We start from the raw sequence: 22,252 nt of genomic DNA on the forward strand, positions 1-22,252 counted from the left end.
TCTGGGGCGCGCTACGGGCGCGCCTTGTGGCAGGTGGTGCAGTCGGTGTTTCTCGGGCGTCCCACATTCATACCCTGGTGGCAGCCCATGCACTGAAGGTGGTAGGCGGCCTTGAGGCTGGGACGCTGCGGATGCGCCGGGTCGATATCCTTGGTGTGGCAGCTGGCGCACTTGGGCGGCGTGGCCGAAAGCGGGCTTCTGTGATGGCAGGTGGAGCAGAGGATTTCCGGCTGGTTATGGAAGGCCTGGGCCAGCTTGTCGTCCTTGATGCGTTCCATGAGCGAGGAAAGGTGCCGACGATGGGAGAACACGGCGGGCTCATAAGTTTCGGTGATGGCGTCGATGGTGACCTTGTAGGGGGCGTCCGTGGGCGCGAGGTTTTTGACGGGCTTGTGGGAGAGCACGGTCTCCGCGGCCAGTTCCTCATTGCGTTCGGGCGGCAGCTTGTCGGCAATGCCTTGCTGCAGGTCGGCGGGCGTCATGGAAGGCGTCACGTTGTGGCAGGTGGCGCACCAAGCCTGGCTGCGGCTGGGGGTCACGATTTTGTGGCAGCCCGCGCATTCACGCCGTTCTTTGGTCTGCTGTTCGTGACAGCTTACGCAGCTCACGGGCGTGTTGCCCTTGGCGCGCTTGGCGATGTTGGTGGCGTGCATGGCGCGGTCAAGCGTAATGAAATTGCCTTCGGCCTTGCCCTCCACCGTGTGGCAGGTGGTACAGGCGACGGGGTCTCCCGTGTGATGGCAGGTTTCGCAGTTTTCAACCTTTTTTTCATGGATGAGATGGTTGAAGACCACAGGTTTCATGGCCGAGCCCTTGGGATTGGGCTTCTCGCTGACCGGGAACATGACCTTGGCCGAAGGCGCGCCGCTGTCAGTGGGTTCCAGGGTGGCGGCCACCGCCGTTCCAGCCCCGGTACCCGAGAGACACGCCGCGCCCGCCAGGGCCAGAGCCGCCAGCAGTAGCAGTGTTGTGCCGTTCCTCATGTGCTTGTCCTTTTGCATTCAGACATTTCCCCAAGGCCCGTTGCGCATGGCGTAGCGGGCTTCCTCCGGCCCCGACGATCCCTGCGGGGGCGACACGCAGATATCCGAACGGTACTCCACAGCCGACAATCCGTCAAGGCGTTCAGCCTGTTGGAACGGTTTCTTATGCTTGGAAAAACAAGATGATTGAGAAAATTTTCTTAAAATAGCGGGTGTTGCCCGGTGTGGTTATGCAACGGGCCGGGAAAAAGGTGGTTTTTCCGCGCCATGGGGGAAAGATTCTGCGGGGAGTATTATGGAGTGCCCTTGTGCAGTTTTTCCCAACTGCGTGCGGCCTCGGCGGTTATAGCCGCCCCATTGTCCGGCGGCAGAAAGACGGCCTCGCTGCGGGCGCGGAACCAGGTGCGCTGCCGTTTGGCGTAGGCCCGCGTGTTGCGCAGCCAGAGTTCCCGGCACTGGGCGAGGGTACAGCGGCCCTGCAGATGGGCCAGGGCCTCGGCGCAGCCTATGCCCGTCCAGCCGGGGGCGGCGGGATTACTGCAGTTTTGCAGGGCGGCGCGGGCTTCGTCCAGAGCTCCTTGCTCCAGCATGAGGTCCATACGGCGGGCCAGGCGCGGTTCCAGCCATGCTAAGGGGGCGTCCAGCACCAGCAGCGGGCCTTGGCACAGAGGCGCTTCGGCGGCATGGGCGTGCCACCAGCTGAAGGGGCGGCCCGTGGCCAGGCGCACTTCCAGCGCGCGGACAATGCGTTGGCGGTCGTTGGGGTGGATGCGCGCGGCGTAGCCCGGGTCCTGGGCGGCCAGTTCTGCGTGCAGGGCGGGCGCGCCTTCCGCTTCCAGGCGGGCTGTAAGGTTGGCCGTAAGGGCGGGATCCACGGGCGGGATGCGGGCCATGCCGCGTAGCAGGGCCTGGAAATAGAGCCCGGTGCCGCCCACCACCAGGGGCGTGCGGCCGCGTTCTAAAATCGCCGCAATGGTGCGGCTGGCCGCTGCCGCCCATCTTCCGGCGCTGATTTTTTGTTCTGTGGGAAGAAAGCCGTAAAGATGGTGGGGGCAGTGGGCCTGCTCCGCTGCCGTGGGCTGGGCCGTGATGCAGGGGAAGTCGGCGTAAACCTGGCGCGAGTCGGCGTTGACCACCTCGCCGTTGAGGGCTGTGGCCAGGGCCAGGGCTGCCGCGGTTTTGCCGGAACCCGTGGGCCCGGCCAGGCAGATGACCGGCAGCGGAAGAACGCAGGGGGGAGCGCTGCCGGGCATCAGAGCACGCGAAAGCCGCCGTAGGGCGGGGCCAGGCAGGGTGTGCCCTGGCGGACCTCTCCCTGCTGGTATTTTTGCAGCAGGGCCTGACGGACGTTTTCCGGCACCAGGCCCTTGATATCCGCCCCGTGGCTGGCCGCCGCCTTGACGATGGTGGAGCTGATGAACAGCCACTGGTAGTCGGTCATGAGAAAGATGGTCTGAATGTGGCGCTGCAATCGGCGGTTCATGAGCGCCAGCTGGAATTCGTACTCAAAATCCGAAACGGCGCGCAGCCCGCGCAGCAGGGCGCAGGCCCCGCGTTGGGCGGCGTATTCCACCGTCAGCCCGGAAAAGGGCTCTACCGTCACGTTGGGCATATCCTTGAGGGCCTCGCAGGCCATGCTTACCCGCTCTTCATGGCTGAACAGGGGTTTTTTGGGCGTGTTGTCGGCCACGGCCACGATGAGGTGGTCAAAAACTTCGCAGCCGCGGCGGATAAGGCTCAGGTGCCCGTTGGTCAAAGGGTCGAAGGTGCCGGGATAGAGGGCTGTTTTCATGGCATGGTCCAGATGCGGATACGGGTTTGGCCCAGCAGTCGGTCCACCTCCGGGCGCAGCTCCGGCGGTGGGGAAAGTCGGGCTTCTTTTTCCACTTCGGCGGTCACAAAGGCCCCGGGCGCAAGCCAGCCGCGCTGGACAAGCAGACGCAGGGCCGGGTCTGCCAGGCGTTTGCGGTAGGGCGGGTCCATGAACACCAGGTCATAGGGCGCGTCCGGCGGGCGCTTGAGCACGCGCAGTACGTCTTCGGCCAGCAGGCGTACCTGGTCCTGCAGGCCCAGGGCCGCCGTATTGGCTGTAAGGCAGCGCACTGCCTGGGGGGCGCTTTCCACCAGTAAGGCGTGCGGCGCGCCCCGGCTCACGGCCTCGAAGGCCAGGCTGCCGCTGCCGGCAAAAAGGTCCAATATCCGCGCTGTGGACCAGTTCAGGCCCCGCGCCGCCAGCATGGAAAACAGCGCTTCCCGCGTTCTGCCCATGGCCGGACGGTAGCCTTCGCCTTCCACGGTTTTGAGCAAACGTCCGCCCAGGCGTCCTGCAATAATGCGCATGGCGGGCTACATCCGTGAAAGCAGGCGGGTAAGGGCGTAGTCCAGCTTTTCCACGGCGTCCTGCAGGTCGGTCTGCTCCAGCCAGGGGCGGCCTTCCACGTCTGCAAGCCGCCCTTTGAACAGGCCCCACTTGCGTTCCACTTCGCTGGTAAGGAAGTTCCAGTCCACCCTGGGGTGGGCCTGCGTTTCGTGGCTTACGGTGGTGGCCACGTCGCAGCCCTCCAGGACCATTTCCTCCAGATAAGCGGCGATGAGGGGCCGCACGCCGAATTTCTGCTCCATGAGCCCGGCCAGGATGGTCTGGGCCTTGATTTCGCCGTGGGTCAGCACCACCTTGGCGCAGTGGCCGGTCACCAGGGGGGCCAGCCAGTCCAGCAGCTGGCTCTGCCCTGCGTGGGCGGAAAAGCCGTTGATGGTGAAAATGCGCGCGGCCACGTCCACGTCTTCGCCGAACAGGGTAATTTTTTTTGCTTTTTCCACAAGCTGCCGACCGGGGGTGCCCGCAGCCTGGTAGCCCACAAAGACGATGCTGGCCCCGGGCCGCCAGATATTGTGGCGCAGGTGGTGGCGCACGCGGCCCGCGTTGCACATGCCGCTGGCTGAAATGACGATGGCCGGGCCCTTGTAGACGTTGATGGCCTGCGATTCGCTGGCGGAAAGGGTGTAGTGCAGGTTGGGCAGGGCAAAGGGATTATCGCCGTTGTTGAGCATCTTTTGGGCGTTGTCGTCAAAAAGCTCGCGGTGGCGTTCAAAAACTTCGGTGGCGCGGATAGCCAGAGGGCTGTCCACAAAGACGGGCATGTCCGCCGGCAGCTTGCCCTGCTTATTGAGCACATGCAGGCAGTAGAGCACCTCCTGGGTGCGCTCTACCGCAAAGGCCGGGATAATGACCTTCTCGCCCTTGCCGTAGCTGTAGGCAATGGCTTCGGCCAGTTCCGCATCGCTCAGGGCCTCATCTTTGTGGTCGCGGTCGCCGTAGGTGGATTCCATGAAGACGTAGTCCGCCTGCGGGGGCTCTTCCGGGTTGCGCACGATAAGGGACTGGGGCCGCCCGATGTCGCCCGAAAAGATCATACTGGTGGTGCGTCCGTTTTCGTCGGCCTCCAGACGCAGGCTGCCCGAACCCAGGATGTGCCCGGCGTCGTAGTAAGTGACGCGGATGCCCGGTGCGGGCTCAAAGGTCTTGTGGTAGTCCACGGGCTGAAAGAAGCGGGCGGCTTTTTGTGCGTCCTCGGTGGCGTAGAGGGCGGCGGGCGGGTTGGTCAGGCCGCGCCGCAGATACTTTCTGGCTTCGCTCTGCGCTTCCATTTCCTGAATATGAGCGCTGTCTTCCAGCATGAGCTCCAACAGTTCGCCCGTGGCGCGGGTGCAGTAGATGGGCTTGGCGTAGCCCTCGCGCACCATCTTGGGCAGCAGGCCGGAGTGGTCGATGTGGGCATGCGTGACAAGGATGAAATCGATGTCTTGGGGCCGGTAGGGCTTGGTGTCCCGGTTGCGGGCTTCAATCGCCTTATTGCCCTGGTGCATGCCGCAGTCCACGCAAAAGCGCTTGCCGTTGGCTTCGATCATATAACAGGAACCGGTCACGGTCTGCGCCGCGCCCAGAAATTGAACTTTCATGCTGGCCTCCGCAAGTTGTCGCCCCAAGGCGGGCCTCCCCCGCATCCGGATGCCGGAGTGGGGAGAAGGCTTTTCCATAGCCGCAAGGGACGCGCAGCGTCAAGCAAGCCCCGTTGCCTTTGGCGGCTCCCCCATTTATACTGTGCGTTCAAATTCGGGATGCGGCCTTGGGCCGCCCCGTTCATATGAAGGAGCCGCTATGCCGGAACTGCAACAGAATATTGTGGACGATCTTGCTTCCGTTACCACCGAATCCTGGCGTACCTTCCGCATCATGGCCGAGATGGTGGAGGCCCTGGATACACTCAATGCCTTGAAGGTCAACTGCATTTCGCTGTTCGGCTCCGCCCGCTGCACCCAGGATATGCAGGAATATCAGGATGCTGAGAAAATAGCCCGGTTGCTGGTGCAAGCGGGCTTCGGCATCATTTCCGGCGGCGGCCCCGGCGTAATGGAGGCGGCCAACAAGGGGGCGTTCGACGCGGGGGGCGAATCTGTAGGCCTGCACATTCAGCTGCCCCACGAGCAGGGCTGCAACCAGTATGTAAAGACGCGCTGCAACTTCCGCTATTTTTTCATCCGCAAATTCATGTTCGTCAAATACGCCATGGCCTATGTGGTCATGCCTGGGGGCATGGGCACCATCGACGAGCTTTCCGAGGCTTTTGTGCTGGCGCAGACGGGCCGCACCCGCGCTTTTCCCATTGTGCTCTACGATTCCAGCTTCTGGAGCGGCCTGCTGGAGTGGCTGCGTAAGAGCATGGCGGGCCGGGGCTTTATCAAGGAAGCGGAAATCGACAAGCTCATTACTGTCTGTGATACGCCGGAAGAAGTGGTCAGCCACCTGTGCAAGATTGTGATCCTTTGAGGGCGGCGCGGGTTTTTGCTCCGGCTGGTCCGCGCACGCCGCCGCCGCCGGGCTGGACCTGGGAAGGGCTCATGGACCTGGCTCTGGAGGAGGCCCGCCGCGCTGCCGCAGCCGGTGAGGTGCCTGTGGGCGCAGTGCTGGCGGCGGCGGACGGCCGCCTGCTGGCGTGCGCCGGCAATGGCGTGGTCCGGCGCAACGACCCCACGGCCCACGCGGAGATTCTGGCGCTGCGCCAGGCGGGCGCGGCCCTGGGCAATTACCGTCTGGGCGGCTGCGTGCTGGCTGTCACCCTGGAGCCCTGCGCCATGTGCGCGGCGGCCTGTGTGCACGCCCGGTTGGCGGGGGTTGTTTACGGCGCGGCAGATCCGCGCGCCGGGGCCGTCATTTCCCGCGTCGAGTACCTGGACGCGCCTGAAGCCAACCACCGGGTCTGGCATATGGGCGGCGTGCGGGGAGAAACCTGCGCCGCAATCTTGCGCGCCTTTTTCGGGGAGCGGCGGCCGTAGCGCCGGCCCCTTGCGCCATACGCCCGAACAGGCTATTTTACGGCAAACAGGGAGGAGCTCCATGGAATTCACTGTCGTGAGCCCCGTAAAAAGCAGTGAAAACGTCCTGCGCATCCTGGGCAACAAGATGGCCAGCGGAAGGGAATTGACCATGGCTGAAAACCTCATGGCCATGACGGCTTCCGGCCAGATTCTGGGCAACAATTATGGCCCCGGCCCGGCGGAGATGGAGGTTTCTACCCCCCAATTGCCGGAAAACATCAAGGGGCTGCTGGCCAACTATGCCGGATGACCCGCAGGCGCCGACGCGGCTTCAGGCCGCGCGGACCGCGACCCGTGCCTGAGGTTTTGCCGCTGTGTCGTAGAGCGGCAAAGGAATGGGGCTTTGCGGCCCAAGGGATGCAAGAGAGGAAATTTTGAACGAAAGCATTGACGACCTTACAGTACAATTTGAGGAAAACGGCCAGACCATAGTCAATGAACTGGACAAGGTCGTTCTGAGCAAGGGGCTCTGGACCACCATCCTGTTCCGTTATCAGGTCTGGCAGCCGGAGAAAAACGCCTTCGGCCCGGACATGTTCGTCATCCGGCGCTACAAAAAGTCCGGCGGCGAGTACCGGCAGCAGTCCAAGTTCACCATTTCCAGCGCTGAGCAGGCCCGTAAGATTGTGGACGCCCTGAGCGGCTGGATCAACTAGCCCGTTTTTTCTCCCAGGGGCCCGGCCGCAAGTTTTGCGCCGCGCTTCGGCGGGGGCTGGGCCGCACGGCGGCGCGCAGCGGCATTGCTGCTGCGGCGCGGTCTGCGCAGGCTTTACAAGCGGTTTCGGGCAAGTCTTGCCGGGCCGCTTTTTTTATGCCTGCCACAAGGCTGCGGCGCATTGCGCCACATGGGGCTTGCTCCCTGCGTCAAAGTTGGGCAAGCTGCCTGCCTGAGTTTCATCATGTCTTTTTTCCCGACAATGTTTTTTCCGCAAACCGGCTGGAGTTCCCTATGCCTTTGCAATCCATAGCCGTGGTAGGCGGCGGTCTGGCCGGGTGTGAATGCGCCCTGCATCTGGCCGAAGCCGGCTTGGCCGTCACCCTTTTTGAGCAGAAGCCGGGGCGGCGCTCTCCGGCGCATATCAGCGACAACCTGGCCGAACTGGTCTGCTCCAATTCCCTGCGCTCGGACGAAAGCAGTTCGGGCGTGGGGATGCTCAAGGCCGAGCTGCGCGCCCTGGGCAGCCGTTTTATGGCCGCCGCCGACGCCTGTCGCGTGCCCGCGGGCAAAGCCCTGGCCGTGGACCGTGAAGCCTTTGCCGCCATGCTCACGGCCCTGGTGGCGTCCCAGCCGCGCATCCGCCGGGTGGAACGCAATGTGTGCGGCCTGGACGACCCCGTGCTGGCTCCGTTCCGCACTCCGGAAGGGACCGTGGTCATCGCTGCCGGGCCCCTGGCCTCCGAAGAGCTTTCCGCTTCCCTGGCTGCGGCGGTGGGTGCGGAGCACTGCTACTTTTACGACGCCATTGCGCCCATTGTCTGGACCCATTCGCTGGACATGAGCGTGGTCTTTCGCGCTTCGCGCTACGGCCAGGAACAGGGGGACGCCCCCGGCGAAGGGGATTACCTGAACTGCCCCATGAGCCGCGAGGAATACACAGCCTTTTATACTGCCCTGCTGGAGGCGCGTACGGTACAGGCCCACGCCTTCGAGTCGGAGCGGCACTTTGAAGGCTGTATGCCCATTGAAGCCCTGGCCCAGCGCGGCGACCGCACCCTGACCTTTGGGCCGCTCAAGCCCGTGGGCTTTGTGGACCCGCGCACGGGCCGCCGCCCCTGGGCCATACTCCAGCTGCGGGCCGAAAAAGCCAATGGCGAAGCCTGCAACCTGGTGGGTTGTCAGACAAAACTGGTGCAATCTGAGCAGGCCCGCATCTTCCGCCTGGTGCCCGGCCTGGAACAGGCGGAATTTGCCCGTTACGGCAGCATGCACCGGAATACCTACGTCAATGCGCCCACGGCCCTGACCCCGGACCTGGAGCTGCGCGCCGCGCCCGGCGTTTATCTTGCCGGGCAGATCACCGGCGTGGAAGGCTATGTGGAGTCCGCTGCCTGCGGCCTTTGGCTGGGCATGCTACTGGAAGCCCGCGCCTACGGCCGGGACCTGCCCACGCCGCCGCCGGAATGCGCCCTGGGCGCGCTGCTGGGGCATCTGCGCACGCCCGCCAAACGCTTTCAGCCCTCCAACGTGCACTTCGGCCTCATGCCCCCCCTGGACGAACGCGCCCGTAAAAAAGACCGCAAGGCCCTTTACGCGGCCCGCGCCCAGGCTGCCTTTGCCGCTTGGCGGGCGGCAGCGGGGCTGGCCTGAAGGAGAGAACCCCTCGCAGGACGGAAAGAGGGCAGGGGCAAGGTCGACGCACGCACGGATGCCGTCGGAAAAACGGCCAAAAGCCGCCAGAACATTCCATACCTGAAATGCCCTGGCGGTTTATAAACAGACGCCGCCGTGGAGGCGCAAGCGTAGCTTCAGCTATGTATTTGCGCGGTTATGCGCCGAAACGAACGTGCCGTAAACGTTGAGAATACAGATTCTCAAAGGTGATCTGCCCTAGAAAGCGTAGATAACGTTCAGCGAGGCTTTCCAGGCGTCCTTCATGTTCAGGCTGGTGCCGGCAATGTTCTGGTATTGGCCCCAGACGTCTTTGTCCAGCCAGAGGTGGATGTAGCCCAATTCGCCCACAAAAGTCAGGTTCTCTGTGGCCTTGTATTTGCTGTCCAGGTTGACTTCAATGCCCGTGTCGGAAGTGGTGAGGTAGGTGCCGAAGGAGTTGAAGTCCGTATTGTTGCGGTAGATCTGGCGGCCGTCGTTGTCGCGTCCCTAGCGGCCCGTGATGTAAGAGGCCATCTTTGTGTTGTTGGTGCCGCCGAAGTAGTTGACGCGCAGGGTGTGGGTGAGGTTTTCCAGCGAAGGAACGTCCTTGACGCGCGCGCCCACGCCCCAGGTGCCCGATGGGTTGGTGCCCAGAATGCCCTTGCCGCCGCCCATGATGGGGTTGCCCCGGTAACCGAAAGTGGACAGGGAGTTGGTCAGGTTGTTGGACGTGACTACGTAGGGCAGGCGCTCCGAACCGTTGTCGGGATTGGCGTCGTCGCCGCTGAAGTACCAGCCGTAGAGGCCGGGTAGGCCCCAGTCCGTGGCGTATTCGGCCACCAGCATGCCGTACCAGCCCTGGCGGTTGAGGTATTCCCGTCCGTGGTCCACGCTGCCGTAGGTAAAGTCCCAGGTCAGCCGGAAGGGGTCGAACAGGGTCCACTGGCCGGTAAGGCCGCCCCAGGCCATGGTGCTGTATTCACTGCTCCAGAGAGTGGATTGGGGCCGTCGGCTGCTGAAGGCCGCCGGGTACAGGCCGTCGCGGATCTGCAGCCCGTCAATGCCCTGCTGGCTGTTGTGGTTGGCCAGGGTAAAGGCTTTACTGCCGCCGGGCCGGTTGACGACCATGTTGTTTTTGTAGACGGAGTTGGGCCCCATGCCTCCGGCCATGCCCCAAGGCGTGATTTTAAGCCCTTCAAAGGTTACGGGCAGGCTCAGCACAAACAGATCAAAGTTGTCCATGTAGTTGGCCGGGCGTTTGTTGTTGCCGGTCCAGTTGTCGTTATAGGGCCGCATCCACACGCCCGTTACGCTCACATGCGGGTTAAATTTCCATGAAGCGGTAATGCCGGCCACATCGTCCTGAAATACCGGACTGTCAATGGCGTAGCCCGGCAGTTTGACGCCCTGCAGGCCCATGCGCAGTTTGAGAGGCGTGTGCGGAACCTTCCAGTCGATATACGACTGCTTGACCTTGACCACTGTGCCGTCCGCGCCCAGCGCGCCGCCCTGGGAATCCATGCCCCAGCGCTGTTCGCCGATTTCAAAAAACACTGTGCCCGAAAGATTTTCCGAGGCGATGGCGTGCAGTTGCACATGCATGCGCTGAATGGCTTCAAATGCGTCGCGTTGCTGCCGCATGGCGGCCCATTGCTGCCCGATGGTGTGGTTTCCGGCGCGGTCTTTCCCCATAAAGTTGCCGCCGTTGATGTAGTCAAAGGCAAATTGCCAGCGCCCCTTGATCTGAAAGTCCACCGCCAGGCTCTGTCCCGCCGTCCCCAGCAGCATGGCCGCCGCCAGCAGAAGTGTCGCCAGTTTCCTCATCCCTCGCCTCCTTCCTTCGTATGGGTTGTGTCTGCGACCCGCGTCACGCCACGGTCAGGTGTAAAAGGGGCGGGTCGCCCCACCGCCTGGCCGTAAAACAGGCAAATCCGTACGCCCAGGCCACTGGGCAGCGCAGATATACAACGGCATTGTCAGACGGTATTCGGATGTAACTTATCGTCATTAATATAAAAATAAAACGATGACACGGGATTGTAATAAATAGGGAGAATTGTTTCAGGTAATGTAAACAAAATCGCAGTGATGCATTTTGTCAGTGGCAGCCTTTGGACGCGCTGCGTGCTGGGAGCCCTATGCCGGCGCATCCCCTGGGCGGAGCGGGCATCCTGACGGGACGCACAGCTGCCGGTGTGGCTGTTCGGTCGTAAAAATGCGCTGGAAAAAAATCATGAATAGGCATAGTAATAACAACCCCCCTGTATAATCTGAATCCGGGATGACAATGCGCTGCTGCGGCAGTGTGTTCAGGAAAGGCAACCAAATTGAAGGAGGCGGGATGAAAAGGGTTGTTGTGCTGCTGCTGGCTGCCGGGATGTTGTGTGCGCTGCCGGTTGGCTCCAGCGCTATTGATTTTACTGCCAAAGGCCGTTGGGCATACAATTTTAACTATGGACAGAACGGCAATTTTACGTCCGGCGGCAAGCGGACGGGCTTCAGCAGTACCGAAGACGAATTTGAAGCGGCCCAGCAGGTGCGTCTGCAGTTGGACGCGGCGGCGTCCGAGCGTCTTTCCGGCACCGTACAGATCGAATTGGGCGGTTATAACCGCGGCATGGGGCAGTACTGGGGTTCCAATGCCAGCGGCGGGGCTCTGGGCGCGGACGGCGACTGGGTAAAAATTAAGGGCGCGTATCTGGACTGGATGCTGCCGCAGGCGGACCTCAAGGTGCGCATGGGTATTCAGCCCATCCAACTGCCCGACTTTATCAACAACAGCCAGGTACTGGCTGACGATGCGGCGGGCATTACGGCTTCCTACGCAGTTACGGAAAATGTGGGGTTGACGGCTTTTTGGGTGCGCGTTCTCAACGACAATTCCACCAGTGCCACCAACCGCAACCCAGGCTACATGGACAACCTGGACGCCGTGGGCCTGACCGTGCCGCTGACCTTCGACGGGCTCAGCCTGACGCCGTGGGGCCTGTATGCCGGCATTGGTCCGGCCATCAACTATGACAATGTCAACGAAGCCCAGATAAGCCGTTACAACAGTTATGCCGCTGGTTCAGGGCTGCGGGCAGGGCTCTTGCCCCTGCTGCCGCCCAAGGGAGGGGCGCATGCCGACCGCAGACTCAGCGAATACGGTAATGCCGTCTGGGCGGGTTTGCCCGGCCAAGTTACGGCTTTTGAGCCTTTCAGGATTTCGTGGGACGCGGTGTACGGTTCCGTGCAGTACGATAATTCTTCTTTGAATCGTTCCGGCTGGCTGGCCTCGTTGCTGCTTGAGTACAAGCTGGAGTGGAGCGTGCCCGGCATTTATGGCTGGTATACCTCCGGCGATGACGACGACCTGGGCAACGGTTCGGAGCGCATGCCCAGCATCCACCCCAACAATCCCAATGGCTTCTCGGAATTTGCCTTCCACGGCGACCCTATCATGGGGCGTGACAGCCTGCTGGGCAAATCCATGGCCGGCACCTGGGGTGTGGGCGCGCGGCTGAAGGACATGAGTTTTGTGGAGAACCTCAGCCACACTTTGCGCGTTAATTATATCGGCGGCACCAACGACCCCGGCGTGCTCAAAAAACTGCACAGCGCCACGGGCAGCTGGATGGCCCCCAACGACAACGCTGGCTATGCCGGACGCGAAGGCCTGTACCTGACCCGCAACGACGGGCTGCTGGAAGTGGGCTTGAGCAACAAGTACAAAATGTATGAGAATTTTACCATTTACAGCAGTCTGTACTACGACGCTCTGTTTCTGGACAAATCCGATTCCGTGTGGGGAAACAGCTGTATGAATGGTGAAAACGACCGCACGGCCGACGCCTGGAACGCCAGCGTGACGTTTGTCTATCAGTTCTAGCGCGTTGTGCCGTATTCGCCTTTGGCGGCGCGGCGCTTTTACACGGCGTCTGTGCCGGCTTTTGACAACAAAACGCCCATGGCTCCCATGGGCGTTTTGTTGTTCCACGTTGCGGGGGTCGCTGGGCGCTCTGCTTCCGCAGTAGGCCGGGGCAGGGGGTTGCACAAAAGAGCGGCCCAGCGGAGCGACGCGGTCGGGCTGTGGCGAACCGCCGCCGGAACGGCGTGGAGGGATACCCTGCCACGCAGGTAAAAAAATAAAATTTTATTGCATGTTCCGCAGAATGTGTGTAGATAATGAAGATGAAAAAAGAATTATGTGAACAAGAATCACAATTGAGTAAGGATTTGCGGGGCGTAAATTTTGAAGAGGCTAAAGATTGGTGGCAGGACAAAAACCTTTTGGTATTTCCGCTAACCAATTGTGAGAAACATATTTATGCGTGCATAAGAATGCTTAATGAGAGATATTGGACCGCATTGATTTCGCTTCACAGTGGATGCACCCACCTGATTTCAGTGCGTTTGGCCAGAAAAGACGAGGTACAGATATATGAAAAATGCTGCCAATAATAATTTTGAGGAATATTTTGATAATGGCGGAAGCGTTATGCCTTTTGCCAATATGGCGCATGCCGTCAAGCCCAACAGCCCCATGTGCATTGATCTTGAACTTCCCATCTGGATGGTGGAAGCACTGAACCAGGAGGCCCAGCGTCAGGGAATTTCACTGCAATCCCTATGTAAAATATGCCTGGACGACCTTATTACGGAAAAGGCTAAACGAATCTCCGCGTAAGGCAGATTTTTTCCCCTCAGATCTGGCCGCTCGCGCGGCTCTTTCCTGCATCCTACGCCAAAAATCATACCAGCAAGGCCTGAAGACGCCATTGCAGCCGCCGCTGCGAGGCCGGTTGCGCCGTCATGCTACACTCCTCGGCGCGCCGCGCAGCCGAACGCTTGGCGGTGGCAGGCGTGCCTTTGCGCACGCCTGCCACTCCGTTTGCGTGACGGACTTCAGACGAATATCTGAGAACCGGCGGAAGCGTATTCAATTTTTTTACCCATCAGTTTTTTCAGTCTGGCAAAAACCTCCTGGCCTGTGCAATGCCCGGTATAAAAGACCGTTTTGCGGCGCAGCAGTTCTTGGGCGATGGCGGCAACCAGTTCCGGGCTCTCCGGCGTCTTTGTAATGGGGTCAAACAAATGGAATCCCGAAAATACAAAATCAAATTGCGTCTTGCAGATGTCTTCTCCCCGTTCCAGAATATTGACGATGCCGTTGTGGGCGCAACCGCCAAAAAGGAGCTTTTTCCCTTCTGATTCCACCACAAGGCACTGTTCGTGCTCAAAGTCGTCAGGGACGATTTCTTGCCGCGTTTGTTTGCAGAGGCAGGCGTTGAGCGGTGACGTCAGCTTTCGCCCCAGGATTTTGCTGAACAGGGAAAGTTCTGCATCAAGGCGTATAAATCCGTCCACAAGTCTGACCTGTGGATGCGTTTTTAATGCCCGATTCAGCCCTATTTCCTGTTTTGTATTGCCGGTTACAGCATAATATTTTTCAAAAGCACTTTTTTGCAGGTAAATTGTGGCCGTAGAATTATTTTCCAAAAAAATATCCAAAGCGCCGCCATGGTCAAGATGCGCATGCGATATGACAACGGTATCAACCTGGTCCAGGTGGACATCCAATTGCTTTGCATTATATACTATATTTTCATTTTTACCCACATCAAAAAGTATTTTGTGCTGTTGCGTTTCTATATAAAAAGAAAGACCGTGATTGGCCCTGAAAGTGTCATTGAGGGCCGTATTTTCCACAAGAGTTTTAATAATCATTTTGCGCTCCTGATTACAGATGTTCTTTGGCCATATTGAGGGCATGCTGCAAAAAATCTATGTATTCGCGGCGTACAGAAGGCTTCTTGGTTGCCAAAAAACTGTAGAAGTCGCGTGAGAGTTCTTGATGGTAGCGCTCATGCAAGGCAAAGACCTTCTGGCCGGATTCGGTCAGGTACAGCGCTATGTCTCTGTTGTTATCCGGCTGTTTTGTCTTGCGGATAAACCCTTTCTTTTCAAGCTGCACTAAAATTTTGTGGGTTACCCCTCGCGTAATGCCAAAAAATTTTGCCAGCTCTGCGCTGGTAATCCCTTCCGATTGGCCGATAAGGGCGATGCTATGCAGCTCGCGCCGGTAAAAAATGTCTTTTCCAAAAACCACGGGCCGCCTGGCCAGCGTGGTTACGGTTTCGATCAGTTCCAGAAATAGGTGGGCTATTTTTTCGTTCTCGGCGTTCACAACCACTCTCCATACCGTGATGATCAAAATTGTATGCTAGGCATACAAAACTGGCAATCTTTTTCTCAAAGCCTTTCTGTGCTGGTCTTCCGTCGTGTGGGTTTGCACGTTCTGCTTTTGCATGACGTACATTCTTATGTTATGTGACGCCACATATGAGGCCGACCAGCGCGCCCGCTTGCTTCTCCAAAATTTTTGCGCAGATTGGTCATCAGGCGGCCACCAAATCAAAAAAGGGATGCACGGAAAAACCGTGTATCCCTTTGAAATATATTGGTGCGCCCAGCAAGAATCGAACTTGCGGCCTACAGCTTAGGAGGCTGTCGCTCTATCCAACTGAGCTATGAGCGCGACGGGATTTGTGTAGAGGGTCTTGGGCCGCGTGTCAAGGCGGACGGCCTGTGGGGGCGGGGCAGGCGCGGGACTTTTTCAGCCTTTTTTGGCCGTGCGAGCGGCCATGCGTTTGGCGCTGAGGGCGGTGGCCGGGGCTGTTGTGGGGTCTTCGGGCCAGGGGTGGCGGGGGTAGCGCCCACGCATTTCGGCCCGCACGGCAGGGTAGCCGTGCCGCCAGAAGTGGGGCAGGTCGCGGGTTATCTGCAGGGGTCGCCCCGCTGGCGAGTTGAGGTGCAGGGTCAGGGGCACGCGGCCATCGGCAATGGCTGGGGTTTGGACGCAGCCGAAAAATTCCTGCAGTTTGGCGGCCAGCCAGGGGCCGCCGTCATCGCCGTAAACAATGGGCCGTAACGCGCCTGACGGCACCTGCCAGTGGGTGGGGGCCGCCTGTGCCAGACGCCGTCCAAGCTGTCCGGGCAAAAGGCTGTGCAGAGCCGTGCTCAGGGCCTCGGCATTCAGGTCCGTCAGGGCGGTACAGCCGGCCAGCGCCGGGGTCAGCCAGGTTTCCAGGCCTGTCAGCAGCGCGGCGTCGCTCAGGTCTGGCCAGGGCTCGCCTTCCAGGTCGCGCAGCAGGGCCACCCGCGCGCGCCATTGGCGGGCCGCAGCGCCCCAGGGCAGCGCATTGAGGCCACGGTGGCGCACATAATCGCAGAGGGCGGCCGCGCACAGTTCCGAAGCAGGGCGCGGCAAGGGGACGTCCTCCAGCAGCAGGGCGTCCAGCCGGGTTTGCCGCCGGGCCGTAACCTGCCCGCTGGGGCTGACGGCCACGTGCTCTTCCGTCACCATCTCCTCGTTGAACAGGGCGGTCAGGTCTCCGGCTTCCAGAGGCGCGGCCAGACGGATGCGACAGTGCGGGGAGGCCCCGTCCGCCACGGCTATGGCCAGAAAAGGGCTGCGGCTCAGACTGTCCGCAGCGGGCAGACGCGCTGCGCGGCCGCAGCGCATGAGATAGGTGACGCCGGGCCGGGCTCCGCCGACCGCATCCGGCGCGCCGTCCCTGGTTTGCCGCTGGGCCGTCAGTTCTGGCCAGCCTTGGGCCAGCACTGGGCCGGCGTGTTTGTGGTCCGCTGCAGCGACGGCAAAGATATCTTCTTTCAGGCGCAGCAGTCCCGCCAGGCGCAGGGCCTGACGKCGCAGGCGGGCCTGTGCGCCGCCCCCATGCCCCATACCGTCTGAAAGGGGTGACCGGTCCTGCCGGCCTGCCCGGGCAGGTCGGCACAGCCAGTCCAGGCGTTTGCCCAGGTCGGCGCTATTTTCTCGCATGATGGAGCCGGCGGCGCGCTGGGGGGCCTCTGCGCGGGCCAGAGGGTCGCGTTCCGCCAGCAGGGCAGCCAGACAACAAGCCAGGGGGCCGTGCCCCTGGTCCTGTGCGCCCAGAAGCATCCGAGCCGGACGCGGGTCCAGCGGCAGGGCGGCCATGCGCCGTCCCAGAGCCGTGGCGCGGCCCCTGGGGTCCAGCGCGCCCAGGCGTTGCAGGGTCTGGCGGGCCGCGGTCAAAGCGGCGGCAGGAGGCGGGTCAAGCCAGGGCAGGGCCGTGGGCTCCGCTCCCCAGACGGCCAGTTGCAGGGTCAGGCCGCAGAGGTCTGCCTCCAGAATTTCCGGCCGGGCGGTCGGGCGCAGGCCGTGGTCCTCGGCATGGCACCACAGGCGGCAGCACAGGCCCGGTTCCGTACGTCCGGCGCGTCCGGCGCGCTGCACTGCTCCGGCCAGAGAGACCCGCTCCGTCACCAGGCGGGTCAGGCCGCTGGCCGGATCAAACCGGGCCAGCCGGGCCAGGCCGCAGTCCACCACCATGCGCACGCCGTCAATAGTCAACGAGGTTTCAGCAATGGCCGTGGCCAGCACCACCTTGCGGCGTCCCGGCGGGGACGGGGCCAGGGCCGCGTCCTGCGCCTGGGGAGAGAGGTTCCCGTAGAGCGGGTAGAGATCTGTATGGGGCGGCAGGCGGCCTTCCAGCAGGGCCGCCACTTGTCGGATTTCGCCCGCGCCGGGCAGAAAGGCCAGCAGGCCGCCCGGCTCTGTGCGGCAAAGTTCGCCAATGACTGCGGCCATGTGCCGCCACAAGAGGGGCGCTCCGCCGGGAGATCCTGTGGTTTCGGGCCTGGGGGGCAGATAGCGGATGTCTACAGGATAGGCGCGGCCGGGGCAGGTCACCACCGGGCAGTTGCCCAGCAACGCGGCCACGGGCGCGGCGTCCAGCGTGGCGGACATGACCACCAGGCGCAGGTCCGGGCGCAGGGCTGCTTGGCTTTCCAGGCACAGGGCCAGGCCCGTGTCCGAGGTGAGGGAACGCTCATGAAATTCGTCAAAAATCACGCAGGCCGTGTCGGTAAGTTGCGGGTCCGCCTGCAGCAGGCGGGTAAGCACCCCCTCGGTGAGCACCTCCAGCTTGGTGGCGTGGCTGACGCGGGTTTCGTCCCGCATGCGCAGGCCCACGGTGCGGCCCACGTCTTCGTCCAGGGCGCGGGCCAAGTAGCGGGCCAGGGCACGGGCGGCCACACGGCGGGGCTCCAGCAGCAGGATGCGGCCTTGCTTGTCGTGCTGCCGCAGCCAAGGGGCGGCCAGCAGCCAGAGGGGCAGGCGAGTGCTTTTGCCCGCACCGGGCTCGGCCTGCAGGACCAGGCTGCGGCCCAGGGCCAAGGCGCTGTCCACCTTTGAGCGTACCGCGTCCAGCGGGCAGGGCGGTAAAAGCGCTGGTTGGGGGGTGGGGACGGCAGAGGTCATGGCGGCGTGGGCTCGTGCGGGTGCTTTTTTACTGGCAATCCGGTCCGTGTCAGTGTATTGACACAAAAGAAAGCCTTCAGGTGGAGACGTTATTCATGGATGTGAACACCAGCGGCATTATCGGGCAAAGCACCACCTTGGCCGAGGTCTTCAAAGTGCTGGGCAAGGTGGCCCCTACGGACAGCACCGTGCTTGTAACCGGAGAATCCGGAACTGGCAAGGAGTTGCTGGTCCGCGCCCTGCACGCCAACAGCCAAAGGGCGGAAAAGCCCTTTGTGCCCATCAACTGCGGGGCCATTCCCAAGGATCTGCTGGAAAGCGAGCTTTTCGGCCATGAGAAGGGGGCCTTTACCCACGCCATTCGTTCCCGGCCCGGCCGGTTTGAAATGGGCGACGGCGGCACGGTTTTTCTGGACGAAATAGGCGAGATGGATCTGAGCCTGCAGGTAAAGATTCTGCGGGTGCTGCAGGAAAAGGAAATCGAGCGGGTGGGCGGCACGGGCAGCAAAAAAGTGGACGTGCGCATTGTGGCGGCCACCAACCGCGATCTGGAAGCCGAAGTAGCGGCCGGGCGCTTTCGCGAAGACCTCTACTACCGTCTCAACGTCATCCCCCTGCACCTGCCCCCGCTGCGGGAGCGCGGCGGCGATGTGCTCTTGCTGGCCCGGCATTTTCTCAACCATTTCTGCGCCAAAAAAGGACGGCCGCCCCTGGGGCTGTCCCCGGACGCCCGGCGCGTACTGGTGGCCTACGCCTGGCCCGGCAATGTGCGGGAACTGGAAAACTTCATGGAGCGGTTGAGCATCCTGGTGGACGGGGATACCGTCTTTCCGGACGATCTGCCGCGCAAAATTCTGGACCAGGTGGGCGACATCGCCGCACTGCCGGAACCGGTTGAGGAAGCGGCCCCGTCCGCAAGTCCCGCCGTTCCGGCCGTCTCCCGCGACGTGCGGACGGGCGCGCCGACACCTGCGGGCACAGGGGCCTTTGTCTGGCCGGACCTGGCCGTGCTGAGCGACCAGGGGCTGAATCTGAAAGACTTTCTGGACGCGGTGGAAGGTCGCCTTATTGATGAGGCTCTTGGTTCGGCCCAGGGCGTCAAAAATCAGGCCGCCGAGCTTTTGGGCATCAAACGCACTACCCTTATTGAGAAGCTGAAAAAACGGCAGGCCTAGGCACTTTTTTTGCATAATGCAGCGCGCCCGCATGGGCGGCAAAATTTTTATGTTCGGCGGGAACAGGTGAATCAGAATACGGCAGCCGCCGCAGACCGGCTACAGACACGCATCGCAAAAGACACGGCCAGACCGCGCCGTCGCGGGCGGGGCCTCTTGCGGCGTGGACTGCTGTCGGTGGGTCTGGCCCTGACCTTAACGGGCGTTGGCCTGCCTTCCCGTTGCGTGGGGCCGGCCTTTCTGCGCGATGTGTCCGCAGCCCAGGCCGCGCCGGAAATGCCCGGAGGCCGCCAGAGCCTGCGCAGCCCCGTCAATCCCGGCGGGCCGGAAAACTGGCCTCCGGAGAAGTTCCTCTCCACCACCAGGGGCGCTGGGCCCGGCCCCGCCAGTGCAACGCCTCCGTCCGGCACGCCGGCAGAGGGGGACAGGCCTTCTCCAGATCCTGCGGCGCAACCCCCTGCGGCCGTAGCTGCGCCGTCGCCCAAGGGGACCTCCCCGCAAACGGCTCCCCAGGGCACGCCCCCTGAACGTGCTTCCAGATCGGGTCCGGAGCAGCCGACAGCCCCAGGAATAAGGCCGTCGGCCAAAGCCGCGGCGCCCGGCGCGCCGTCCCCGGCCGCCCCTGGCGCGGTTGCGCCTGTGCAGCCATCGCCGTCGGCCTCGGCATCCTCACAGGCTGCGGCCCCGCCGCCGGCCACTGCCGGGAGCCCGGAAGTTTCCGGCAAGGTGAGCGGTAAGGTGCTTGGCCTACCCGAAAAAACACCGGAAAAAGAGGAAGCGGCGACTACAGAAGCGCCGCGTCCGGTCGTCTATGTGGACGAGCAGGGCAATCCCGTGCCCAAACCGGCAGATCCGGCCAAAATGCTGGCCGAAGCTGAGCGCCTGCTGCAGGAGCGCAAGTATGATGAGGCCTTGCCCCAGTTGGAGCAGATCCGCAACCTGCCCAACCTGACGCCGGAGCAGCGGGAGGCGACCCTCTACCACATCAGTGACTGCCTTTGGGCCCGTTACGTCAACGATCCCCTGGCGGGCTTTGAGCCCATTGTGTCCGCCACCAGCGAGGCCATGCACGCCAACCTGCGTTCGCCGCGCGTGCCCGACGCCCTGCTGCGTCTGGGGCTGGCTAACGTCAATGTAGGCAATCTGGTGGACGCCGGTGGCTATCTGGCGGCTCTGTATCGCCGGTATCCCGATTATCCCGGCGTGGCGCAGGGTTTTACGGCCCTGGGGCAGGCGCAGATGGCCAAGGGCCGCAATGCGGCGGCAGAGCAATCCTTTGCGCTGGTATTGGACAAGTATCCGGAATCTTCCGCACTCATGGAGGCCTCCGTGGGGTTGGCCACAGCCCTGCATCAGCAACAAAAATATGACAAGGCACAGCTTATTCTGGACTTCATCAGCAAGCGCTGGCCCCGTCACTATATAGACCAGCCCGACTTTTTGCTGCTGCAGGCCCGTAACAACGAGGCGCTGGGGCATCCCGAAGCGGCCTTGCCCATGTATTGGCTGTACCACAACCTGGTGCCCAAGGCTAAGGGGACGGATGCCCTGCTGCTTAAAATGGGCGACATGTATTCCCGTCTGGGCGCGGACAAGGCTGCGGATTTTGTTTATACGCGCACGCGGGATCTGTTCCCCGGCACGCTTGCCGCCTGGGTGGCGCGTCTGCGTCTGGCGGAAGGCGGCATTTACGATGCGCCCATCAGCTATGCGGCCATGAGCCAGGTGTTTGCGCGTGCCGCTGACAAAAATATGCCCAAGTTCTACAGTGAATTGGCGTCAGCGGGCGGCGAGGCTCCGCAGGCGGTGCTGGCCCGGCTCAAAGAAGCCATGTGGCAGTACTGGAATGGGCACTATACTGAAGCCATGGGCAAGGCTGCGGACTTTATTGACGCCTATCCGGAAAACTCCTGCGTGCCCCAGGCCCGTGACCTCATCTGGATGGCGTTTCAGAAGGAACTGGCCAATGCTCTGGCCGAAGGCAACTACGGCCGCATCCTGATCCTCTGGAACGGCTTCCCGCTGGTGCGCGAACGCTACGGCCAGCCGGATCCGCGCCTGCGCTACGCCCTGGCCCAGGGCCTGCTGGAGCGGGGCGAGGAAAAACGCGCTCTGGAGATGCTCAGCCCCTTCTTGGCCTCCCCCATGAACCCGCAGTACGGTGAAGGCGCTTTTGTGACCTTTTTTAACCGCTATCTGCAGGCCGGCGCGTGGGACAAGATTCTGGATCTGGGCAGGCTGGTTTCCACCTGGCCGTTGCGCCCCCAATTGCGCAACCAGCTGGACTACGCCATGGCTCTTTCAGCCCAGAATCTCAACCTCAACGGTCCGGCCCTGGCCATGTGGCACAAACTGGCGGACAAGCCCGACATCCCCCTGTACCAGCGGGCCTACGCCACCTATTTTCTGGCGCGCGACGCCGAACAGCGCAAGGATATCGCCGCTGCCTACCAGCTGAACAGGAAGGTGGTGGAGCTGTTCACCCGGCTGCACGACGAACGTTCGGACAAGGCCGACCCCCAGCGCATTAAGGACGCTATGCTGGCCCTCATGGACATCTGCGAAGTGGGCAACCGCGTGCCTGAGGCGCTGCAGTGGCTGGCGCGCTATAACGCTTTTGTGCCGCAGAATTCGCCGGAATACCCCGGCCTGCGCTTCCGTGAGGCGCGTCTGTACCGTAAACTGGGCGATGCCACCAGGGCGCAGATGCTGCTAGAAGCCATTGTGCGCGATTATAAGGATTCTCCCTTTGCCCAGGCCGCCGCGGCCGAGCTGCGCACCTTTGCCGTTTCGCGCGATCTGCAGAGCTTTATGCCCGGCAATGCGCCGACAAGTCCCGCTGCGGGCACGGCCGACTCCGGAGCGGCATCGGGCGCTGCTTCCGGCCAGACCTCTGCGCAGAATCCGGCCCAGCCCCCCGCGCCAAGTGCCCCGTCCGCGTCCCAGAGCAAGTAAGACGCCCACTCCGGCACTGCGCAAGCGCAATTTATTTGCGCGTTTAAGCGCCAGAACGAGCGTGTCTTCACCGTTGAGAATACATATTCTCAACGGTAATCTGTTCCAGGGCATTTCAAAGATGAAATGCCCTGGCGGTTGCGTAAGCAGCCGCCCGCCGTGTAGG

General features: G+C 62.1%; 19 protein-coding genes and 1 tRNA gene. 9 read left to right on the top strand and 11 right to left on the bottom strand.

What is annotated here, in order from left to right:
- Positions 1-11: 11 nt before the first annotated feature.
- The 5 genes from EB812_RS06630 to EB812_RS06650 all read right to left on the bottom strand — a co-directional run bounded on the left by EB812_RS06630 (position 12) and on the right by EB812_RS06650 (position 4,943).
- Positions 12-983, bottom strand: a complete 972-nt coding sequence (locus EB812_RS06630; RefSeq protein ID WP_118229098.1) for a nine-heme cytochrome c — start codon at positions 981-983, stop codon at positions 12-14.
- A gap of 293 nt (positions 984-1,276) precedes the next feature.
- A complete protein-coding gene (gene miaA, locus EB812_RS06635; protein ID WP_118229097.1) occupies positions 1,277-2,236 on the bottom strand; it encodes a tRNA (adenosine(37)-N6)-dimethylallyltransferase MiaA in 960 nt (319 codons plus the stop codon).
- Entirely contained in the window at positions 2,236-2,775 is a 540-nt protein-coding gene (coaD, locus tag EB812_RS06640) for a pantetheine-phosphate adenylyltransferase (RefSeq protein ID WP_118229096.1), read from the bottom strand. Before coaD ends, miaA begins: the two co-directional genes overlap by 1 nt.
- Positions 2,772-3,323 (bottom strand): 16S rRNA (guanine(966)-N(2))-methyltransferase RsmD, encoded by a 552-nt coding sequence (rsmD, locus tag EB812_RS06645; RefSeq protein ID WP_118229095.1) that lies wholly within the window; start codon positions 3,321-3,323, stop codon positions 2,772-2,774. The genes coaD and rsmD overlap by 4 nt, the downstream gene beginning before the upstream one ends.
- A 6-nt stretch (positions 3,324-3,329) precedes the next feature.
- Positions 3,330-4,943 carry an MBL fold metallo-hydrolase RNA specificity domain-containing protein gene (locus EB812_RS06650; protein ID WP_118229094.1) on the bottom strand — a complete coding sequence of 538 codons (1,614 nt, stop codon included), beginning with the start codon at positions 4,941-4,943 and terminating at the stop codon, positions 3,330-3,332.
- A gap of 199 nt (positions 4,944-5,142) precedes the next feature.
- Between EB812_RS06650 and EB812_RS06655 the strand changes: the two genes are divergently transcribed.
- From EB812_RS06655 to trmFO, 5 genes are all read left to right on the top strand, one after another.
- Positions 5,143-5,811, top strand: a complete 669-nt coding sequence (locus EB812_RS06655; RefSeq protein ID WP_118229093.1) for an LOG family protein — start codon at positions 5,143-5,145, stop codon at positions 5,809-5,811.
- 71 nt (positions 5,812-5,882) lie between these two features.
- A complete protein-coding gene (locus tag EB812_RS06660) occupies positions 5,883-6,317 on the top strand; it encodes a nucleoside deaminase (RefSeq protein WP_118229092.1) in 435 nt (144 codons plus the stop codon).
- A 61-nt stretch (positions 6,318-6,378) separates the two neighbouring features.
- On the top strand, positions 6,379-6,609 hold the full coding sequence (locus EB812_RS06665) for a hypothetical protein (RefSeq protein ID WP_118229091.1): 231 nt from the start codon (positions 6,379-6,381) through the stop codon (positions 6,607-6,609).
- A 124-nt stretch (positions 6,610-6,733) separates the two neighbouring features.
- Positions 6,734-7,015: a hypothetical protein gene (locus EB812_RS06670; protein WP_118229090.1), complete on the top strand. Its 282-nt coding sequence runs from the start codon at positions 6,734-6,736 to the stop codon at positions 7,013-7,015.
- Between the two features lie 155 nt (positions 7,016-7,170).
- Positions 7,171-8,667: a methylenetetrahydrofolate--tRNA-(uracil(54)-C(5))-methyltransferase (FADH(2)-oxidizing) TrmFO gene (gene trmFO / locus EB812_RS06675; RefSeq protein ID WP_118229089.1), complete on the top strand. Its 1,497-nt coding sequence runs from the start codon at positions 7,171-7,173 to the stop codon at positions 8,665-8,667.
- A gap of 240 nt (positions 8,668-8,907) precedes the next feature.
- Here the strand turns inward: trmFO and EB812_RS11905 are convergent, their stop codons facing one another.
- Positions 8,908-9,039, bottom strand: coding sequence for a hypothetical protein (locus tag EB812_RS11905; protein WP_278184283.1), 132 nt, complete (start codon positions 9,037-9,039; stop codon positions 8,908-8,910).
- Between the two features lie 138 nt (positions 9,040-9,177).
- The gene (locus EB812_RS06680; RefSeq protein ID WP_242621226.1) at positions 9,178-10,494 is read right to left on the bottom strand and encodes an outer membrane homotrimeric porin; all 1,317 of its coding nucleotides are present in this window, start codon (positions 10,492-10,494) and stop codon (positions 9,178-9,180) included.
- 517 nt (positions 10,495-11,011) lie between these two features.
- Here EB812_RS06680 and EB812_RS06685 point away from each other — a divergent pair.
- Together EB812_RS06685 and brnA are read left to right on the top strand one after the other, a co-directional pair.
- Positions 11,012-12,541 (top strand): outer membrane homotrimeric porin, encoded by a 1,530-nt coding sequence (locus tag EB812_RS06685; protein ID WP_165450906.1) that lies wholly within the window; start codon positions 11,012-11,014, stop codon positions 12,539-12,541.
- Positions 12,542-13,093: 552 nt separating this feature from the next.
- On the top strand, positions 13,094-13,339 hold the full coding sequence (gene brnA, locus EB812_RS06695) for a type II toxin-antitoxin system BrnA family antitoxin (RefSeq protein WP_118229086.1): 246 nt from the start codon (positions 13,094-13,096) through the stop codon (positions 13,337-13,339).
- Between the two features lie 218 nt (positions 13,340-13,557).
- Here the strand turns inward: brnA and EB812_RS06700 are convergent, their stop codons facing one another.
- The 4 genes from EB812_RS06700 to hrpB all read right to left on the bottom strand — a co-directional run bounded on the left by EB812_RS06700 (position 13,558) and on the right by hrpB (position 17,956).
- A complete protein-coding gene (locus EB812_RS06700; protein ID WP_165450907.1) occupies positions 13,558-14,379 on the bottom strand; it encodes an MBL fold metallo-hydrolase in 822 nt (273 codons plus the stop codon).
- A gap of 13 nt (positions 14,380-14,392) precedes the next feature.
- On the bottom strand, positions 14,393-14,839 hold the full coding sequence (locus EB812_RS06705; protein ID WP_165450908.1) for a MarR family transcriptional regulator: 447 nt from the start codon (positions 14,837-14,839) through the stop codon (positions 14,393-14,395).
- Between the two features lie 274 nt (positions 14,840-15,113).
- A tRNA-Arg gene (locus tag EB812_RS06710) sits at positions 15,114-15,190 on the bottom strand.
- Positions 15,191-15,268: 78 nt separating this feature from the next.
- The gene (hrpB, locus tag EB812_RS06715; protein WP_118228734.1) at positions 15,269-17,956 is read right to left on the bottom strand and encodes an ATP-dependent helicase HrpB; all 2,688 of its coding nucleotides are present in this window, start codon (positions 17,954-17,956) and stop codon (positions 15,269-15,271) included.
- A 95-nt stretch (positions 17,957-18,051) separates the two neighbouring features.
- Here hrpB and EB812_RS06720 point away from each other — a divergent pair, with 95 nt between their 5' ends.
- Together EB812_RS06720 and EB812_RS06725 are read left to right on the top strand one after the other, a co-directional pair.
- The gene (locus tag EB812_RS06720) at positions 18,052-19,131 is read left to right on the top strand and encodes a sigma-54 interaction domain-containing protein (protein WP_118228735.1); all 1,080 of its coding nucleotides are present in this window, start codon (positions 18,052-18,054) and stop codon (positions 19,129-19,131) included.
- Positions 19,132-19,770: 639 nt separating this feature from the next.
- Entirely contained in the window at positions 19,771-22,086 is a 2,316-nt protein-coding gene (locus EB812_RS06725) for a tetratricopeptide repeat protein (RefSeq protein WP_242621227.1), read from the top strand.
- The last annotated feature ends 166 nt before the right edge of the window (positions 22,087-22,252 follow it).

Source organism: Desulfovibrio legallii (assembly GCF_004309735.1).
GTDB lineage: Bacteria > Desulfobacterota > Desulfovibrionia > Desulfovibrionales > Desulfovibrionaceae > Desulfovibrio > Desulfovibrio legallii.

Bases quoted from the DNA above. Each gene is read 5' to 3' on its own strand.
- EB812_RS06660 (WP_118229092.1), top strand. From the start codon at position 5,883: ATGGACCTGGCTCTGGAGGAGGCCCGCCGCGCTGCCGCAGCCGGTGAG.
- EB812_RS06650 (WP_118229094.1), bottom strand. From the start codon at position 4,943: ATGAAAGTTCAATTTCTGGGCGCGGCGCAGACCGTGACCGGTTCCTGT.
- trmFO (WP_118229089.1), top strand. From the start codon at position 7,171: ATGCCTGCCACAAGGCTGCGGCGCATTGCGCCACATGGGGCTTGCTCC.
- coaD (WP_118229096.1), bottom strand. From the start codon at position 2,775: ATGAAAACAGCCCTCTATCCCGGCACCTTCGACCCTTTGACCAACGGG.
- rsmD (WP_118229095.1), bottom strand. From the start codon at position 3,323: ATGCGCATTATTGCAGGACGCCTGGGCGGACGTTTGCTCAAAACCGTG.
- EB812_RS06685 (WP_165450906.1), top strand. From the start codon at position 11,012: ATGAAAAGGGTTGTTGTGCTGCTGCTGGCTGCCGGGATGTTGTGTGCG.
- EB812_RS06720 (WP_118228735.1), top strand. From the start codon at position 18,052: ATGGATGTGAACACCAGCGGCATTATCGGGCAAAGCACCACCTTGGCC.
- EB812_RS06700 (WP_165450907.1), bottom strand. From the start codon at position 14,379: ATGATTATTAAAACTCTTGTGGAAAATACGGCCCTCAATGACACTTTC.
- EB812_RS06655 (WP_118229093.1), top strand. From the start codon at position 5,143: ATGCCGGAACTGCAACAGAATATTGTGGACGATCTTGCTTCCGTTACC.
- EB812_RS06665 (WP_118229091.1), top strand. From the start codon at position 6,379: ATGGAATTCACTGTCGTGAGCCCCGTAAAAAGCAGTGAAAACGTCCTG.
- brnA (WP_118229086.1), top strand. From the start codon at position 13,094: ATGAAAAATGCTGCCAATAATAATTTTGAGGAATATTTTGATAATGGC.
- EB812_RS06630 (WP_118229098.1), bottom strand. From the start codon at position 983: ATGAGGAACGGCACAACACTGCTACTGCTGGCGGCTCTGGCCCTGGCG.
- EB812_RS06680 (WP_242621226.1), bottom strand. From the start codon at position 10,494: ATGAGGAAACTGGCGACACTTCTGCTGGCGGCGGCCATGCTGCTGGGG.
- miaA (WP_118229097.1), bottom strand. From the start codon at position 2,236: ATGCCCGGCAGCGCTCCCCCCTGCGTTCTTCCGCTGCCGGTCATCTGC.